Source organism: Streptomyces sp. HSS9-12 (assembly GCF_054963655.1).
Genome location: NZ_JBUEGC010000005.1, coordinates 121,155 through 138,377 on the forward strand (window position 1 = coordinate 121,155; position 17,223 = coordinate 138,377).

The 17,223-nt window shown below is 71.8% G+C and carries 14 protein-coding genes and 1 pseudogene; 7 read left to right on the plus strand and 8 right to left on the minus strand.

Going from position 1 to position 17,223, the window contains the following annotated elements:
* Positions 1-241: 241 nt before the first annotated feature.
* A complete protein-coding gene (locus ACY34J_RS04545; RefSeq protein ID WP_462725166.1) occupies positions 242-2,497 on the plus strand; it encodes an ABC1 kinase family protein in 2,256 nt (751 codons plus the stop codon).
* Between the two features lie 55 nt (positions 2,498-2,552).
* On the opposite strand, the gene ACY34J_RS04550 is transcribed toward ACY34J_RS04545, so the two are convergent.
* From ACY34J_RS04550 to ACY34J_RS04560, 3 genes are all read right to left on the minus strand, one after another.
* On the minus strand, positions 2,553-4,163 hold the full coding sequence (locus tag ACY34J_RS04550; RefSeq protein WP_462725167.1) for a transporter: 1,611 nt from the start codon (positions 4,161-4,163) through the stop codon (positions 2,553-2,555).
* On the minus strand, positions 4,160-4,978 hold the full coding sequence (locus tag ACY34J_RS04555) for an ABC transporter ATP-binding protein (RefSeq protein ID WP_462725168.1): 819 nt from the start codon (positions 4,976-4,978) through the stop codon (positions 4,160-4,162). Before ACY34J_RS04555 ends, ACY34J_RS04550 begins: the two co-directional genes overlap by 4 nt.
* A 149-nt stretch (positions 4,979-5,127) precedes the next feature.
* Positions 5,128-5,817: a bifunctional DNA primase/polymerase gene (locus ACY34J_RS04560; protein ID WP_462725202.1), complete on the minus strand. Its 690-nt coding sequence runs from the start codon at positions 5,815-5,817 to the stop codon at positions 5,128-5,130.
* 265 nt (positions 5,818-6,082) lie between these two features.
* On the opposite strand from ACY34J_RS04560, the gene ACY34J_RS04565 reads away from it, so the two are divergent.
* Both ACY34J_RS04565 and ACY34J_RS04570 read left to right on the plus strand, forming a co-directional pair.
* Positions 6,083-7,480, plus strand: coding sequence for a transcriptional regulator (locus ACY34J_RS04565; protein WP_462725169.1), 1,398 nt, complete (start codon positions 6,083-6,085; stop codon positions 7,478-7,480).
* A gap of 664 nt (positions 7,481-8,144) precedes the next feature.
* Positions 8,145-9,665, plus strand: a complete 1,521-nt coding sequence (locus ACY34J_RS04570; protein WP_462725170.1) for a hypothetical protein — start codon at positions 8,145-8,147, stop codon at positions 9,663-9,665.
* A gap of 83 nt (positions 9,666-9,748) precedes the next feature.
* Here the strand turns inward: ACY34J_RS04570 and ACY34J_RS04575 are convergent, their stop codons facing one another.
* Complete coding sequence (locus tag ACY34J_RS04575) at positions 9,749-11,074, minus strand: ABC transporter substrate-binding protein (RefSeq protein WP_462725171.1); 1,326 nt, start codon at positions 11,072-11,074, stop codon at positions 9,749-9,751.
* Positions 11,075-11,192: 118 nt separating this feature from the next.
* Between ACY34J_RS04575 and ACY34J_RS04580 the strand changes: the two genes are divergently transcribed.
* Both ACY34J_RS04580 and purU read left to right on the plus strand, forming a co-directional pair.
* Entirely contained in the window at positions 11,193-11,693 is a 501-nt protein-coding gene (locus ACY34J_RS04580; RefSeq protein WP_462725172.1) for an SCO4402 family protein, read from the plus strand.
* A 33-nt stretch (positions 11,694-11,726) separates the two neighbouring features.
* Positions 11,727-12,599, plus strand: coding sequence for a formyltetrahydrofolate deformylase (gene purU, locus ACY34J_RS04585; RefSeq protein WP_462725173.1), 873 nt, complete (start codon positions 11,727-11,729; stop codon positions 12,597-12,599).
* Positions 12,600-12,612: 13 nt separating this feature from the next.
* Here purU and ACY34J_RS04590 read toward each other — a convergent pair whose 3' ends face one another.
* Both ACY34J_RS04590 and ACY34J_RS04595 read right to left on the minus strand, forming a co-directional pair.
* The gene (locus tag ACY34J_RS04590) at positions 12,613-13,980 is read right to left on the minus strand and encodes a zf-HC2 domain-containing protein (protein ID WP_462725174.1); all 1,368 of its coding nucleotides are present in this window, start codon (positions 13,978-13,980) and stop codon (positions 12,613-12,615) included.
* Positions 13,977-14,558: a sigma-70 family RNA polymerase sigma factor gene (locus tag ACY34J_RS04595; protein WP_462725175.1), complete on the minus strand. Its 582-nt coding sequence runs from the start codon at positions 14,556-14,558 to the stop codon at positions 13,977-13,979. The genes ACY34J_RS04590 and ACY34J_RS04595 overlap by 4 nt, the downstream gene beginning before the upstream one ends.
* 313 nt (positions 14,559-14,871) lie before the next feature.
* Here ACY34J_RS04595 and ACY34J_RS04600 point away from each other — a divergent pair, with 313 nt between their 5' ends.
* Positions 14,872-15,246, plus strand: a complete 375-nt coding sequence (locus tag ACY34J_RS04600; RefSeq protein WP_462725176.1) for an STAS domain-containing protein — start codon at positions 14,872-14,874, stop codon at positions 15,244-15,246.
* A 31-nt stretch (positions 15,247-15,277) separates the two neighbouring features.
* Here ACY34J_RS04600 and ACY34J_RS04605 read toward each other — a convergent pair whose 3' ends face one another.
* Together ACY34J_RS04605 and ACY34J_RS04610 are read right to left on the minus strand one after the other, a co-directional pair.
* Positions 15,278-15,694: a hypothetical protein gene (locus ACY34J_RS04605; protein ID WP_462725177.1), complete on the minus strand. Its 417-nt coding sequence runs from the start codon at positions 15,692-15,694 to the stop codon at positions 15,278-15,280.
* A 29-nt stretch (positions 15,695-15,723) separates the two neighbouring features.
* Positions 15,724-15,969: pseudogene (locus tag ACY34J_RS04610) on the minus strand (hypothetical protein); the annotation flags it as partial.
* A gap of 542 nt (positions 15,970-16,511) precedes the next feature.
* Here ACY34J_RS04610 and ACY34J_RS04615 point away from each other — a divergent pair.
* A complete protein-coding gene (locus ACY34J_RS04615) occupies positions 16,512-16,994 on the plus strand; it encodes an ATP-binding protein (protein WP_462725178.1) in 483 nt (160 codons plus the stop codon).
* The last annotated feature ends 229 nt before the right edge of the window (positions 16,995-17,223 follow it).

Below are 17,223 nucleotides of genomic sequence, written 5' to 3' on the forward strand. Positions count from 1 at the left end.
GGCCGCGCACGCAACCCCGGCGCGGAGCGGCCCCGCCGGCGCGGAGCGGCCACGCCGGTGAGGCGACCGGCCACGCCGGAGAGGCGACCAGCTCCGCCGGAGAGGCGAGCGGCCACCCCGCCGATAGGGCGATCTGCCAGACTGTCACGCCCGCCGCGTCGTAACGCCGTCACGCCGTACGCACCGCTCCCGCACCGCCATACGGCCCGTCCGCCGCCGCAACCCCGGAAGGGCACCCTGCATGCCGCCGCTCCTGGCCGCCGACGCGGCCGCCACCGTGGCCAAAGCCGCCACGGCCGCCACCGTCACCAAAGCCGCCACCGTCACCAAAGCCGCCACCGTCACCAAAGCGACTACCGCCGCCACCGCTGCCACCGCCATCGACCACGTCGCCGCCTGGATCTTCACCGCCCTCGCCGTCGCCGTCACCGTCGGCCTCTTCTTCACCGGCATCTCCGTCGGCGCCCGCCGCCTCCTCGGCATTCGGATCGGTGCCCTGCGCACGCTCGTCGCCTGCGCGGCAGGCATGACGGCCTTCCAGCTGTTCAACCACAGCATCGGCGACCGGGACAGCCAGGCCGCCCTCTCCACCGTCTCCCTCACGGTCTCCCTCTTCGCCGCGATGGCGGTCCTCGTGTTCATCGAGCTGGTCGTGCCGTCCGGCAGCTGGCCGCGCCCCATGCACTGGGTAACGGTCGTTCGCAGCCGCCTGGGCCGCGCCCGCCGCTACTCCCAGATCAGCCGCATCTTCATGCGTCACGGCCTCGGCCGCTACGTACGGGGCCGCGCCAGCCTCGACCGGGCCGCCGGTGCCAACGAGAGCGGCCTTCAGGCCGCCCGTTCCCTGCGGCTGGCACTGGAGGAGTGCGGCGGTACGTTCATCAAACTCGGCCAAGTGCTCTCCACGCGCCGGGATGTGCTGCCCCCGCACATCGTGGAGGAACTCAGCCGCCTGCAGAACGACGTATCGCCCGCGCCCTGGAGCGAGGTCGAGACCGTATTGCGCGAGGAGCTGGGCGCCCCGGTCGAGGACGTGTTCAAGGACTTCGACCATGAGCCGCTGGCCGCTGCCTCCCTCGCCCAGGTCCACCGGGCCACCCTGCGCGACGGCACCACCGTGGTGGTCAAGGTCCAGCGGCCCGGCATCCGCGAGTCCGTTGAACGCGATCTCGACATCGTCCTCGCCATCGCCCAGGGCCTGCACGTCCGCGCCCGCACCGCCCAGGGCCTGGGCCTGCGGGACTTGGCCGACGGCTTCGCCGTCGCTGTCCGCGAGGAGCTGGACTTCCGGATCGAGGCGCGCAACGCGGACGCCGTCGCCGCCGCCAGCGACGGCCACGCGCCCGACGCCCGGGTCCGTGTGCCGAGGGTTCACCACGAGCTGTCCTCGGCCCGTGTGCTGGTCCAGGAGCGGCTGGACGGCGTCACCCTCGAACGTGCCGGATCCCACGCCGACGCCCGCGGCCTGGACCGCGACGCCGTCGCCCGTACGGTGCTGGGCGCCATGCTGCGTCAGATCATGCGCGACGGCGTCTTCCACGCAGACCCGCACCCCGGCAACATGCTGCTGCTCGCGGGCCCCGGACCCGCCCGCATCGGACTTCTGGACTTCGGCTCGGTGGGCCGTATCGACCCGACCGTACGGGCCGCCATCCAGCACCTGCTGCTGGCCGTCGACCGGGGCGACCCGGCCGGCATGTGCGACGCGCTGCTCGAACTCCTCGGCCCGCGCGCCGAGGACCACGACGGACCGGCCGTCGACATCCTGCTGCTGGAACGCGAACTCGGCCGGTACATGGCCCGGCACCTGGGCCCGTCCTCGCAGCCGGACGTGGAGATGTTCACGGCGCTGTTCCGGCTGCTCACCCGCTTCGGACTGGCGGTCCCGCCGGAAGTCGCGGCCGTCTTCCGCACCCTGGCCACCCTGGAGGGCACACTCACCCGGCTCTCGCCGGGCTTCGACTTGGTCGAGGAGGCCCGGCGGGTGGCGACAGGCCTGGTCGGGGAGCGGTTGGCGGCGGGGCCGGCAGGGCGCCTGGCGGCGCGCGCAGGACGGACGTACGCGGACTGGACCGGCACCTCGTACGACGGCTCCTCCCTTCCTCTGCCCGAAGGGGACCCGTTGGACGGCGCGGCCCTGGCGCGTACGGTCGCGCAGGAACTCCTCCCGCTGGTGCCGATGCTGCGCCGTATGCCGCGCCGCGCGGAACGCATCACGGCGTCTCTGGAACAGGGCCGGCTGTCCGCGTGCGTCCGTCTCCTGGCCGACGACCGCGACCGGCGCTTCCTCTCGGGCCTGGTGCATCAGCTGCTGGTGACCGTGCTCGCGGCCGGGACCGGCCTGATGGCCGTCCTGCTGCTGACTCTCGGCACGGGACGGGGTCCACGGGTCACCGCGCAGCTGGACCTCTTCCCGCTGCTGGGCTACAACCTGCTGGCGGTCAGCGCGGTGCTGACGCTTCGGGTGCTCTATGCGGCGATGCGCCGCAGCCCGTAGGGGCCCGGCGCATCGCCGCGGGTGGACGCCTGCCACGGGCAGGCGGCCCTGAACGTCAGCCCTTGCTGACCGCGGCAAGGATCTCCGGGAGCCGGGCAGCCGTCCGCGGGGCCGCCAGCCGCAGGCCCACGGCCGCGACCCCCAGCCCCTGGAGCGCCCCGGCAGGCAGCACCAGCCACAGCCACTCGTGCGCCCCCGCCACATGCAGCCAGATCGTCAGCGCGATCAGCGGTGCGCACAGCAGCGCCCCCACGATCATCCCGCCCATGATGCTGATCCAGGCCAGCCCCGCCTGCCCCGGCGCGACGTTCTTGTAGCCGCTGTCCTGCGGGATGGAGTACGGGAAGAGCGCCGATGAGAGCGCCCCCGTCGCCAGCAGCGCGCCCAGCAGGCCCAGCGACAGCCCCAGCGCCTCGGGGAGGGCCGCCCACTGCCGCATGAAGGCCGCCGAGCCCAGCACCACCAGCGTCACGTACGGCAGCGCCACCGCCGCCAGCGCCATGGCCCGGCCCCGCAGTTCCAGATACGCGTCGCGCCGCGACGAGATCGTCTGCGCCACCATCCAGAAGGCGGAGGTGTCCTGCCCGAACTGGTTGTACATCTGCATGCCCAGCAGTCCGGCCGCCCAGCACGCCGTGTACACGCTGCCATTGCCCTGCACCGCCGCCACCACCGGCAGCAGCAGGCCGATGCCCAGCGAAGTCGCCCACGCCGCCCGCGTCTTCGGGTCCCGCCAGGCATACCGCAGCGTGCGCTGCATGGCTGTGCCGGTACGCCCCGCGGGCAGCAGGCCCGCCAGAAGCCCCGAGCCGCGCCCCGTCCGCTGCTCGCGTTCACCGGTGGCGGCCTGGAGCGTCGAGCCGTCGGGGGAGGTCATGAGATGTCCGAGGCTGCGCTCCCACCAGCGGACGAGCAGCACCAGCGCCAGCACGTTCAGGGCCAGTTGCGCACATGCGAGCCCGTACGAGCCCTCGCCCGCCGCCCGTACGGCGTCCACGGCCGACGCGGGCGGCACCCAGCGCAGCACCTCCGCCGCGGGCGCCAGCACCCTCAAACCGTCGGGCGAGGACAGCTTCTGCGCCCCGAGGTTCACCAGCTGTGCGCCGACCGCGATGAACAGACCGCTCAGCAGAGCGAGATCACGGCCTCTACGGCTGGTCAGCAGCCGGATGTTGCCGGCCGCCACGGCCCGCGCCAGCGCCACGCACACCAGCACCACCAGCGGCACCGCAACCACCGCGGCCGCCACGGCCGCGGTGCCCCGCGCCACCGCGATCACCGAACCGACGGCGAGCGTGAGGGTGAACACCGGGCCGATGCCGATGACCGAGGCGACCAGCAGCGAGCGGACCACCGACCGCGGCCGCAGCGGCAGCATCACCAGGCGGGTCGGGTCCAGCGTCTCGTCGCCGCTGGGAAAGAACAGCGGCATGACCGCCCAGCCCAGGGCGATCACGGTGACCAGGGTGATGACGAGCGCGGGCGCGTACGCGGTGCCGCGCAGCGCGATCAGCCCGAGCAGCTGCAGGGCGGCGATCAGCAGCGCCATCACGATCGAGGCGATGTATGCAGCCTTGCGCCCCGACGACAGCCGAAGACCGTTGCGCAGCAGCGACAGCTTCAGCCGGACGAAGACAGCGGTGAGGGAGGGGGAGGCGGTGTTCATCGGGCGCCGCCGCCCAGCCAGTCGAGGTCCTGTCCGGCGCCCCGGCCGCCTCCGCCGACCAGCTCCAGGAACGCGGCCTGCAGGGACGGCGCCCCGCCGCGTACCTCCTCCAGCGTCCCATGCGCCCGGATACGTCCGGCGGCCATCACGGCGACCCAGTCGCACAGCGACTCCACCAGCTCCATCACATGGCTGGAGAAGACCACGGTCGCGCCCGAGACGGTGTAGCGCTCCAGCACCCCGCGGATCGTCTGCGCCGACACCGGGTCGACGCCCTCGAACGGCTCGTCCAGGAACAGCACTTCGGGGTTGTGCAGCAGGGCCGCCGCCAGCCCGATCTTCTTGCGCATACCGGTCGAGTAGTCGACGACCAGTTTGTGCTGGGCACCGCCCAGGTCGAGCACGTCCAGCAGCTGGGTGGCCCGCTTGTCGACCTCCTCGCCGGGCAGTCCGCGCAACCGCCCGGCGTAGGCGAGGAGTTCGCGGCCGGACAGCCGCTCGAAGAGACGCAGGCCCTCCGGCAGTACCCCGATCCGGGCTTTGACGGCCGCCGGATCCTGCCAGACGTCATGGCCGCCGATCTCCACCTGCCCGGAGTCGGGGCGCAGCAGCCCGGTGACCATGGACAGCGTGGTCGTCTTGCCCGCGCCATTGGGGCCGACGAGACCGATGAACTGCCCGGCGGGCAGTTCCAGATCGAGGCCGGCGACCGCGACCTGCTCCCCGAACCGCTTCCACAGACCCTGAACGCGGACCGCGGGCGGACGTGCCGTCTCCGCTTCCGTCCGCCCCGTGCCGTCGATGCCGTGCGCCACGTGCCTGCCCCTTGATCCCCGTCGTTCCCCGCTGACGGGACTCACCCTAGAACCAGGGCCAACGGCCGGGTAAGGCACTTGAGCCAGACCTGAGCTGCCCTCTCCTTCTTCCTGGGCGGTTGGGCGGGACGGCAGGCTGCGTCGGCAGGTCAGTGGCGTACGCGGGCGGCGGCGGCCTCGCGCCCGCACGCGTACGCCAGCGGACTGATCAGCTCCTCCGCGTCCGGCAGCCAGCGGTTCGCCACGGTCGGCTTCCGCGCCCACTGCACCGAGCCGCGGCCCCGGCCGTAGCGGGTCGGGGGAGCCGCCACGTAGTCGCCCTCGCCCCGGCCCACCAGGTCGAGCGAGTTCGGCGGCCAGCCCAGATTCCGTACGAGGTCCGGCATCTTGGCCGCTGCCCCGGGCAGCACGAAGAAGAGCATGCGCCGGTCCGGCGTGCTGGTGACGGGGCCCAGCGGCAGGTCCATCCGCTCCATCCGGGCCAGTGCCAGACAGCCGGCCGCCTCCGGCACGTCCAGCGCGTCGAAAGTGCGGCCTGTTGGCAGCAGGATCGACGCCCGGGGCTGCTTCGACCACAGGCGGCGCACCACGACGGTGCTGCCGGTCGCCAGGGCCGGCCAGTCCGCCCGGGCCGGGTGCGCGCCGGGGGCCGGGCAGTCGGCGGCCGCGCACGAGCAGCGCTCGGTGCCGTCCGCTGCCTCCAGCCAGGTGCCGGGAAACACGTCCCAGTGCCGCTCTTCCGCGTACCGCAGCGCGGTGTCGAGCAGCAGCTGGTCACCGCGCTGCTGGGGGATCTGGGGGGTTCGGGTGACTCCGATGGTCTCGTCCACGCAGAACACAACTTCCCTCGTCACCAAGGGTTACGGCACCGGCCGCGGCCCGCCCGGATGCATCGTTTTGGCATGTGGGGCGCATGGGTGCACGGGCGGGGGCGCGCAAGCGGAAAGCCCAGGAAGAGCGGGTAGTCCGTACTGCGGCACATTGCGCACGGGTCATCCGCTATTACCGCTCCAAAGCTGCTGAACAGCAGAAATACCATGAATTCCCGGCATTGGGGCGGGGCAGAGATCCGTAGCGTCGACTGTCGACTAAGGGGGTAGTGCCATGGCCGCAAGGCCACTCGTAGCGCGTCAGCCCAACGAACGGCTGCAGGCGCTCATTCAGGAAGCCGCCTGTTCCAACGCCGGTCTGGCGCGCAGGGTGAACATGGTGGGCGCCGAGCATGGGCTGGACCTGCGCTACGACAAGACTTCGGTCGCCCGCTGGCTGCGCGGTCAGCAGCCGCGCGGCCGCGCCCCCGCGATCATCGCCGAGGCGCTCGGGCGCAAGCTGGGGCGAACGGTCACGATCGACGAGATCGGGATGGCGAACGGGAAGAACCTCGCCTCGGGTGTGGGGCTGCAGTTCTCGCCCACGGTCGTCGGCGCGATCGAGCAGGTGTGTGAGCTGTGGCGCAGCGACGTGGGGCGGCGGGACTTCCTGTCCGGTTCGACGGTCGCCGCCTCGGCGCTGGTCGAGCCGAGCCGTGACTGGCTCATCACCGGCGCGGACCCGCAGGTCGCCCGTACGGCCGGGGCGCGGGTGGGGTGGGCGGACGTCGAGGCCGTACGGGCCACGACGCAGGCTCTCGTCGAGCTGGACCACCGGTTCGGGAGCGGGCACGTCCGCCCGGTGGTCGTGCACTACCTCAACAGCGTGGTGTCGGGGCTGCTGGGCGGCTCGTACCGGGAGTCGGTGGGGCGCGAACTCTTCGGTGAGGTCGCGCGATTGACGGAACTGGCCGGCTATATGGCCGTCGACACGGGGCAGCCGGGCCTCGCGCAGCGCTACTACATCCAGGCGCTGCGACTCGCGCAGGCGGCGGGCGACCGGGGTTACGGCGGCTACGTCCTGGCCGCCGGTATGAGCCACCTGGCCGCCTCGCTGGGGAACCCGCGCGAGATCGCCCAACTGGCCAGAGCCGCGCAGGAGGGTGCGCGGGGGCAGGTCACGCCCCGGGCGGAGGCCATGTTCTGCGCGGCGGAGGCGCGCGGGCATGCGCTGATGGGGGACGCGAAGGCGTTCGCGGCGGTGGCGGGGCGTGCGGTGTCGGCGATGGAGCGCGCGGGGGCTTCGTCCGGTGCGGAGGGCACGGGTGACGACCCGGTGTGGATCGCGCACTTCGACGAGGCCTATCTGGCCGACGAGTTGGCCCACTGCCACCGCGACCTCGGCCAGGGGGACGCGGCCGGCCGCCGCGCGGAGGAGGCCCTGGCGGGCCATCCGGAGTCGCGGGCACGGCGGCGTGCGATCGGGCTCATGTTGCTGGCGACGGCGCAGGTGCAGCAGCGGGAGGTGGAGCAGGCCTGCCATACGGGGACGCGGGCGCTGGAGTTGCTGGGCGGGCTGCGCTCGAACCGTGGCGCGGAGTATATGGAGGATCTGCGGCTACGGCTGGAGCCGTATCGGGATGAGCCGGTGGTGCGGGAGTTCGGGGCGCGGTTGGAGGCGGAGGCGGCATAGCGCCAGCGCCTCGCCGGCGGGCCGGTCGCCTCGCCGGCGGGCCGGTCGCCTCGCCGGCGTGGCCGCTCCGCGCCGGGGCGGCCCGGGGTTTCTCTCCCCCGCCCACCCCTGTTTGGGGTGGGCGGGCGCGCATGAACCCGAGCCCGCCCTACGCGGCGGTGCGGTGGCAACCCATCCACCGTGCCCAGCCGGGCCGGAGCGGGGCGTCGCCGGACGGATCGCTGAGCGGTTGTCGCCATGGTGCCCCTGGGTTCGGAGCGGGGCGTCGCCGGACGGATCGCTGAGCGGTGGTCGCCATGGTGCCCCTGGGTTCGGAGCGGGGCGTCGCCGGACGGATCGCTGAGCGGTTGTCGCCACGGTGCCCCTGGGTTCGGAGCGGGGCGTCGCCGGACGGATCGCTGAGCGGTTGTCGCCATGGTGCCCCTGGGTTCGGAGCGGGGCGTCGCCGGACGGATCGCTGAGGGGTTGTCGCCATGGTGCCCCTGGGTGGTGTGCGCCTCCGCACGTTCACCGGGAGGTGGGTGGCAGGCCGGGGGAGGCCCGGGCGGCGTGTGCGGTTCCACACCGGGGCCGGGGCCTTGGCAAGCCGCTGTGGCGACCCGGTAGCGTGAACCGACGATTCCGTAAGTACCGCATACGCAGACGCAGACGTATAGGAGTCCCGGTGACGCAGAGCGGACAGGGAAACGAGCCGCAGTTCCCTGCGGTCCCGCCCGCGCATGAGGGCGTCGTGCTGCCCGCGAACGGCGAGCCGTGGGTGCCCGAGCAGCGCGCCGTCCCGGCGGCCGGGCAGCCGTGGGGGCAGCCCTGGGGTCCGGATGCGGCGCAGCCGCATCCGCAGCCCCGGCAGCAAGCGGCCCAGTCGCCCACGCCGCCGCTCCCGGGACCTTCTGAGGATGCGCAGGCGTACGCGCTGCCGCAGCCTGCCGGCCCAGGACATCGGCAGCCGCTTCCGCAGCCCGCGGGCCCGCCGCAGGCGCAGCCGCCTCCGCAGCCCGCGGGCCCGCCGCAGGCGCAGCCGCTTCCGCCTCCCTCCGACGGGACCCAGGTGCTGCCACAGCGGCAGGCTCAGCAGTTCGACCATGCCCTGCCGCCCCAGGCTCCGCCGTACGCCCCGGGCGCCTCGGCCGAGTCCGAGGCCACCCAGCTCATACCGCCGACACCGGCGGCCGGCCCGATACCCGGTGCGCCGCTGCCGCCTGAATCTTCCTCGGAGAGCACCACCTTCCTGGGCCGTCGGCCCCTTCCCGACCAGGAGCCGGCACAGGGCCGGTCCCACGGCGCGCCGCTGCCGCCGCAGAGCGGGTCCGATGCCGAGGCCACGCAGCTGATACCGCCCATAGCCGGTGCCGCGCAGGCCCCCGCGCCGCCCCCCGGCGCCCCGTACGGGATTCGCCCGGGGATGCCCGGCGACCGGCCGCCCCCGGCCGAGTTCGACGGGCTGTTCCGCACGGAGACCGGCGGTCGCCCGGCGGCGGATGCCACCCAGCAGATGCCGCAGTACCAGCAGCCGCCGCAGCAACCGCAGGGCCGGGCTGCCGCTCGTAATGCCGCCCGCCGTCGCGGCCTGTCGCCCGCGGCGCTGATCGCCATCGTCGTCGCCGGGTGCACCATCGCGGGCCTGGCGGCCGGTGCCGCGCTCAGCAGCGGCGGGGACGAGACGACAGCCACCAAGGAGTCGCAGAAGGCGGGCGGCGACAGCAAGCCGTCTACGGCGGCCGACCCCGCCGAGGCGCAGGCCAAGCAGCTCGACGCGCTGCTGAACGACAGCAACAACAGCCGCGCTTCCGTGATCAAGGCCGTCGAGAACATCAAGTCGTGCTCGAGCCTCGGGCAGGCGGCCGCGGACCTGCGCAGCGCCGCGAACCAGCGCAACAACCTGGTGACCCGGCTGGGGAAGATCTCCGTCGACAAGCTGCCCAACCACGCGGCGCTCACGTCGTCCCTCACCAGCGCCTGGAAGGCCTCCGCGTCCGCCGATGCCCATTACGCGGCCTGGGCTGACCAGGTGGCAGCCAAGCCCAGGAAGGGCTGCCACGATGGGCAAGCCCGCAGCACGCCGCAGAAGTCCGCGGGCGACCGGGCGAGCGGCGTGGCGACCAAGGCCAAGCAGCAGGCGTCCCAGCTCTGGAACGAGATCGCGGGCAAGTACAGGCTCACCAGCCGCGACCCGGCCCAGCTCTGACCGGGGCCTCGAGGGCCCGGCTCGGCAAGAGCCGGAAGGCCGCGACCTCCCCGTGGAAGGCGCTCAGCCTTCCACGGGACCGCTCAGCCCTCCATGGGACGGTTCTCGAGGGTCCTCGCCAGATCGACGAAGCCCCTCCGTGTCGACACCAGGAGACCGTCCCGTACCTGCTGATACGTCACCATCGCGTTGGTGATGCGCGGAAAGTCCCGTACCGCGAGCAGGTCCTCGTACCGCCAGCTCAACTTCGGCGTGAGCCCACCCGTGTCGACCCCGCCATTGCCGATCGGCCCGTCCAGAGCGCGCCTCAGCGACTTCGCCGTGATGTCCTGGTCCCCCAGCGACTCGATCGCCGCCCGCAGCACCGTGTAGGCGATCCAGGTCGTCTGGACGCCCGGGTCGGCGGTGTCGATGCGGTTGTCGTTGAACGCCTGCTCACGCACCACCGTGCGCATCGGCTCCCAGCGCGGGTCGCTCGCGGGCGGGTACCAGCTGGTCACCAGCGCGCCGTTCAGCGGGCTGGACGCACCGCCGGTGCGGGTCACCAGTGACTGCTGCACGCTGCCGAGCACCGAGGCGATGTGCACCCGCCCGTTCTGTTCCTGAATCCGGCGGAAGGAGTCGAAGAAGGTGTCGGTGTGATCGCCGAGCACCGCGGTGACGCACGCGCCTGACGACGCGGTGCTGTAGGGCGAGTAGAGCAACGGGTCTGCGCCTGCCTTCGCCATGGCGACGCGGGCCTCTTCGGTGTACTCGGTCGCGTCCTCCGGCGCCCGTACGTCGGCCGCCGGACGGCGCCCCGCGGCCCGCAGCCCGGTGTCGAGCAGGGGCGGCATCTGGTCGCCGGAGAGGGTGTCGGGCCGCACCAGGGAGACCCGGTCGCAGGACCGTGCGAGCTGCCGGCCGTTGCCGGCGAGCAGCGTGGCCACTCCGCCGTTGACGGGGTAGGAGAGCGGACTGTTGAACTCCTCGCTGGTGATGCCGTATCCGCCGATGTACGGAATCCCGGCGGCTTCCAGCTGCGGCATGAAGGACTGCCCGTACTGGCTGTACGACCCGACGACCGCGACGACGTTCTGCGTGATGGCCCGGCGGGCGCAGCGGCCCGCGCCGACCGTGTCATTGCGGTCGTTGCAGTTGAGAACCTTGAGCGGATGCCCGTTGACGCCGCCCTGCTGGTTGACCCAGCGCGCGTACGCCTGCGCCATGGCCGGCATGCCCGGCATGTTGGTCGCGCGGGTGCCCTGCGGCGCCCAGGTCATGACGGTCACGGGGTCCTTCGACGGCTCCGAGGCGCCGGCCAGCGTGCCGCAGCCGGTGACCAGCGAGGAACACACCGCCATTGCTGCCGTGACCGCGGCGGCTCGAGTGAAAGTGGGGGACAGGCGGAAGCCTCGCCGTGCAGTCATGTCCCTGCACTCTTCCGACACATCCGTAACGCGGGAGTGCTGTCTGGATAACGGATGGTGGCCGAGAGGTGAATTGCGGGGGGGCGAAGCAGCTGCGCCTGCAAAGAACGTACGATCGGTGACCGTGCAAGGTTCGGAGAGGTCTTCCCGTCGCGGCCGTCGCTCGACCACCATGGGCGGCATGCCACTCAATGACATGCCGTGGTGGCGCTGGCGCAGCAATGTGCGCTCCGCGCTGCACATGCTCTCCGACCCGGTCTTCCAGCAGGAGTGCTGGCTGGCCGGCCGGGAAGGCTACGGGGACGTCACCGATGCCGTCTACCGGTTGGTCGAGGACACCTGGCTCGACAACTGGTCGGCCGAGAAGTACGTCGGGACGATCTTCCGCGACTCGCAGGAGGCCGCCCTCGTCGACGTCGCCGTGCTGCGCGTCCTGCGGATCATGCACCAGGTCGGCGCGGACGCCCCGGTCGCGACCTACCTCGCGCACCACGGCTGGCCGGAGGCCGTACGGGCCGCGCGGGAGGCGCACGTACGGCTGGCGATGAACGACGGCGAGGACCCGGACGCCCCGCCCCGCTCGCTGGAAGTGCTGGCCATCATGAACCGGGAAGTCTGACTCAACCGCGCAGGTGTGCGACGCTATAGGGTCATGACCGAGTCGCAGCCCGCCGCCCCTGATCAGTACGTGCTCACGCTGTCCTGTCCGGACAAGCGCGGCATCGTGCACGCCGTGTCCAGCTATCTGTTCATGACAGGTTGCAACATCCAGGACAGCCAGCAGTTCGGGGACCGCGACACCGGCCTGTTCTTCATGCGGGTGCACTTCTCGGCCGAGGAGCCGGTCACGCTGGAGAAGCTGCGGGCCAGCTTCGCCGCCGTCGGCGACTCCTTCCGGATGAGCTGGCAGATCCACCGGGCCGACCAGAAGATGCGTGTCGTGCTCATGGTCAGCAAGTTCGGGCACTGCCTGAATGACCTGCTGTTCCGTACCCGGATCGGCGCGCTGCCGATCGAGATCGCGGCCGTGGTCTCCAACCACACCGACTTCGCCGAACTCGTCGCCTCCTACGACATCCCCTTCCACCACATCCCGGTGACGAAGGACAACAAGGCGGAGGCCGAGGCCAAGCTGCTGGACATCGTCCAGGCCGAGGACATCGAGCTTGTGGTGCTCGCCCGCTATATGCAGGTGCTCTCCGACGATCTGTGCAAGCAGCTGTCCGGGCGGATCATCAACATCCACCACTCCTTCCTGCCGAGCTTCAAGGGCGCCAAGCCCTACCACCAGGCGCACGCGCGCGGGGTGAAGCTGATCGGCGCCACGGCGCACTACGTGACCGCGGACCTGGACGAGGGCCCGATCATCGAGCAGGAGGTCGAGCGGGTCGGCCACGAGGTCACGCCGGAGCAGCTGGTCGCGGTGGGCCGCGATGTGGAGTGCCAGGCGCTCGCCCGCGCGGTGAAGTGGCACAGCGAGCACCGGGTGCTGCTCAACGGCATGCGCACAGTGGTCTTCGCCTGAACCGGCGCTGGGCTCACAGACGCGAGAGGGAGGCGGCCGCCGAGAGGACGTCGCGGATGGCCTCCCGGTCGCCCTCCTGCCCCGCCGCCGCTTCCTCCGGCGGCACATGCCCGGCCGCGAGCTGGCAGAACTCGATCCCGTCCAGCGCCACATGCGCCACCGCCTGGTCGGGCGACGGCACCGCGCCGGGCGAGTCCAGCGGGATGTACCAGTGCCCGCCGCCGCTGCCCTCCACTTCCAGGTGGAGTGTGCGGCCCGGCGAGCCCGCGGTCACCAGCCGGCGCGGAGGGGCGGCCAGACCGGCGCGGCGCCGCCCGGCCAGCGCGCCCGGCAGCATCCGCACCGCCAGGTCGATCATGAGGTTGAGATGCCCGGAGGCGGGCGGCTCGTACGGGTAGTCCACGGCCTCGGCGATGTCCCCGGCGTGCACCCAGCACTCGAAGGCGCGGTCGACGAAGGAGTCGCGCAGCGGGAGCGAGCAGCCCTCAACCTGGCCGTGCGGGCCGGGGTGGTCGTACGGGCCGCAGGGCACTGTGAGGTCGGCGACCCCGTGCCCGGCGAAGGAGACCGTGCGGATCAGCGTGTGGGACTGCTCCCGCCAGGTATCGCGAACGGAGCCCGGGGGATCCGGCACACCGTGGCGCCAGTACGCCTCCGTACGCGCCGTCGGGGAGGCCGCGGCCCGGACGCCCAGCGGATCGGACAGCCCCAGGGTGGCGGCCACCAGACCGTCGACCGTCATCAGATGGCCGATGACTCTGGCGACGGTGACCTCCCGCTCCACCCCGCGCTCGCCGTCGAACCACCTCAGGCGGACCGGCGCCTGCCACTCCGCCTCGCCCATGTCGCGCAGCAGCGCGTCCAGCCGCGCTGTCTCCGCGTCGTACGGGGCCGCCCACTCGGGCACCGGGATACGGGCGGGCCTGCGGCCCAGGCAGCCCTCGAGCACGCGGGAGCGCAGCAGCGGGTCCAGATCGAGGGTCTCGTCCTTCTGCAGCAGGCCGACGGCGTCGCGGAGCCGCAGGGCCTCCTCGGCGCAGGGGGCGCAGTCGGTGAGGTGCGCCTCGACGGCGGTGGTCTCCTCGCCGGAGCATGCGCACAGCGCCCAGGCGCCGAGCAGCGACTTGAGCACCCGGTGGTCGTACACGGGCGGTTCCGGCGGCTGGACCTGCTGCTCCGCTTCGGCGGACGACGGCAGGCCGCAGAACGTGCTGTCGTCCGGGGCCGGGCGCGGCGGCGGTATGCGCGGCGGTCTGGCCGCGCCGTGCGGGCCGGTCGCCCCGCTGGAGCCGGGCGGGGAGCCGTCGTCATGACCACCGCGATGACCGCGGGAGTGGCGGTCGTCCGGTTCCCACGGGCCGGAGGCGAACGGCCCGTTCACAGAGCCCTGCCACAACGGGGCGGCGACGCGACGGGTGGCGCGTGGTCGTGCGCGGTGGACAGCAGCTGCAGGCCCAGCCGCAGCCGGCGCCGCGCCTCGTCCTCCGTCACCCCCAGGTCGGCGGCGGTCTGCCGGTAGTCGCGGCGCTGGAAGTACGCCAGCTCCAGCGCATCCCGCAGCGGCGCGGGCATGGAGGTTCTGATGTAGTCGGCACGGGCCGCGGTGGAGGCGAAGCGAACCTTCTCCTCGAGGTCGTCGACCGTGCCTTGCCCGCCCTCCCGCAGCAGCGCGGATTCGGCCTGGCGGAGCCGGTGCACGGCCTGGCGATGGGTGAGCGTGGCGATCCATGAGCGGAGCGGCCCCTGCTTGGGGTCGTAGGCGTCCGGGTTCTCCCAGATATAACCGAAGACCTCCCGGGTGATGCGGTCGGCCGCGTCCTCCTCGCCGAGGATCCGATGGGCGAGGCTGTGCACCAGCGAGGCGAACCGGTCGTACAGCTCGCCGAGCGCGGCCGCCTCGCCGCGCGCGAGCCGCTGCTGCATCTTCCGGTCCCAGCGGGGTGGTGCGTCGTGCGCCATACGGCCCCCATCCCTGTGCGGTGTCCCTGCCGCGCCTGTTCGTCCTTGCCTGTTCGTACTGTCCTGTGCTGTGCCCACCGTCACATCGAATGTAATGCGGGACGCGGACAACGCACGCCCCTTTGCGGCAATGTGGAGCTTTGCAGAAGAGTGGATGGTAAAGATCCCGTCACTGAGGCGGCACAGCGCCGGGGGTCGGTAGGGCAGTTGCCCATGACAGGTGTTTCATGGGGTAACAGCCGGGCAGCCGAGGCAGGAAGGACTGCTTCCGGCAGGTGGCGATGGCTGACGCGGGCGAAGGGAACCCGGACGCGTGACGTTGAAGGTGATTGAGGATGAGCACGAGGAGTGGGCTGTGCTCCAGGTCTCCGGTGAGATGGATCTGGTGACCTCACCGGCGGTGCGCCAGCATGTGCACAACGCGGTGGCCGAGGGGCGCCGGAGCCTGGTCCTGGATCTGTCGGGCGTCCGCTTCTGCGACTCCAGCGGTGTGGGCGTCCTGATCGCGGCCCGTCGGCTGATGCGGTCCTGCCAGGGGCAGCTGCGGCTGATCCTCCCGGCGCGCGGCGCGGAGGAGGGCTCCCATGTGAACCGGGTGCTGGCGGCCCTGGGCGTCCGCCGCCTCTTCGAGGTCTACCCGGATGTGACAACCGCCGTGGACCGGACCGCCAGCCCGCTGTCGGCGTGAACGTGCCCCCCCTCTTCGGGGAGCACGGTCCTCAGCCGACGTGGAGTTTGGCGGAGGCCACGAACTCCCGTATCAGCGAGCGGGTGGCCGCGCGCCGAGCCTCCAGATCCACCCGGTCCCTGGCCTTGTGCAGCTTGGTGACCCGCTTGAGCGCCGCCTCCGCCCGGTGGACGAGCTCGGCGTCATCGGTGAGCATCTCCACCCGGAACAAGGCCTCCTGGGCCTGCGAGCCCAACTCGTACGACCTCGCCAGCACCTGCGTCGCATCCTCGCCGATGCTCTTCTCGGGCTCGTGCTCGTAGCACCATCTGTCGATCAGGCTGCGCCGGTAGTTCAGCAGCGCGCCCGCGTAGGCGCTGTATGCGTCGAGCCGCTCCTGCCGTAACTTCTCGTCGCGCGTGAACTGCTCGGCACGCTGGGCGGTACGGCGCTGGAAGATATGCGTCACGCTCGATCCCAGCAGCGTCCCGAGCACTGCTATGACACTTGCCGCAACTGCCTCCACACGGACAGTCGATCACGTGCGCCTGAATCCGCACCACACCGCCTTCGCTGACAGTGGACGCGAAGCCCGCTCAGCCGGCGTACGGGTTGCCTTGCTGCGGGCCGCCGTACGGGTTGATAGGCCGTGACCGCTTCCAGGCTCAGCGGCGCGGCGCTCGCGGGCTGTTCCACAACGGCGCACACGCGTTCGCCGCGCGCTGGGTCCGGAAGGCCGACCACCTGGGAGGCCGATGGACCTCTGCACCTCAAGCGGGCGTGGGTGCGGGCCGAGCGGTGGCAGACGCGTGCGGAGGCGGAGGAGTCGCTCGCCGCCGGGCTGCTGGCGAGTGGCGATTTCGCTGCGTAACGGGGCATCGGAAGAAAATCCGGAAAGGAAGGTTTCCCTTGCTTACGGAGCGTCGATACCGGGTTGTGTCCTACACGTGACTCGTCACTGGGGGGAGTCGGCTGCGGGCTCGGGTACGCTCGCTCAGGTGCGAGTGGTTCTGAGGCGCAACCATCCCGGCGCGGCCCGTGCGGCGGCCCCGGGGTGGCGAATGTGCGCCGCTCGTGCCGGGTGGGGGCGCGGAAAGCCCCGCCGTTCGAGTCTCCGCAACGCGCGCCGCACAGTATGCAGTACGCGTACTCCTTTGCGCCGGAATATGCCCGAAGCGCTTGTTGGCGTGACTGTACGTCAACCATGCTGTTCTCCGTCGCGGTCACGGTCAGTGATCACATGGAGGCGCGCGGCGAAGTTTCCGCCGGTTCGGATGGTGTGAGCAGTGCAGGTGCTTCAAGTTCAGCTGGAGGTACGGCCCGACCCCGCGGAGGTGGGGCGAGCCCGGAGATGGGCCCGCAAACGGCTCGCCGGGTCCGGAATAGGGCCTGATGAACCGCTTGCCGAGACGCTCATTCTGCTGATTTCCGAACTGGTCACCAACGCCGTGGTGCACACCGGGTGTCCGGCTGTCCTGCGCATGCTGCTGCCGGATGTCGAGGTGCCGAAGGCGGGTGCCGAGGCCACCGTCCGAGTCGAGGTGGCCGACACCTGCGCCCGGCCGCCGATTCAGCGGCACGCGGGGGGCGATGACACCGGTGGCCGCGGGCTGGAGTTGGTGGATGGACTCGCCGACCGGTGGGGCTGGCAGCCCGAGGGGCTCGGCAAGAGGATCTGGTGCGAAATCGACCGCGGGGAGGCCGGCGGTCGCCATGAGCCGCTGGATGTCAGCTGTGAATCCCCAAGCGTTATGACAAATCGGGCATAACTCGCAAAGAATCTGGCCGGTGTTGACGTCGGGTGTCCAGTTGATCACTCTTGGGCTCAGCGATTCGTTGCGAGGGGACGTCGAGGGTCCTCGGGTCGAGCGGTTCCTCGGCGAGTGCGGGTCGTGGTCCGGCGTAGGGAAAGACAGGGCCTGAACGCCGGAGCCGGGTGGCGGTCCTCCGTGCCGTGCTCGGGGTGCGCATGGACGCACCGCCACCCGACCGCCCTTG

What these genes read in the sequence shown, in the direction of transcription:
- ACY34J_RS04545 (WP_462725166.1), top strand. Translation starts at nt 242, where the DNA reads ATGCCGCCGCTCCTGGCCGCCGACGCGGCCGCCACCGTGGCCAAAGCC.
- ACY34J_RS04595 (WP_462725175.1), bottom strand. Translation starts at nt 14,558, where the DNA reads ATGGCGCACGACGCACCACCCCGCTGGGACCGGAAGATGCAGCAGCGG.
- ACY34J_RS04565 (WP_462725169.1), top strand. Translation starts at nt 6,083, where the DNA reads ATGGCCGCAAGGCCACTCGTAGCGCGTCAGCCCAACGAACGGCTGCAG.
- purU (WP_462725173.1), top strand. Translation starts at nt 11,727, where the DNA reads ATGACCGAGTCGCAGCCCGCCGCCCCTGATCAGTACGTGCTCACGCTG.
- ACY34J_RS04550 (WP_462725167.1), bottom strand. Translation starts at nt 4,163, where the DNA reads ATGAACACCGCCTCCCCCTCCCTCACCGCTGTCTTCGTCCGGCTGAAG.
- ACY34J_RS04575 (WP_462725171.1), bottom strand. Translation starts at nt 11,074, where the DNA reads ATGACTGCACGGCGAGGCTTCCGCCTGTCCCCCACTTTCACTCGAGCC.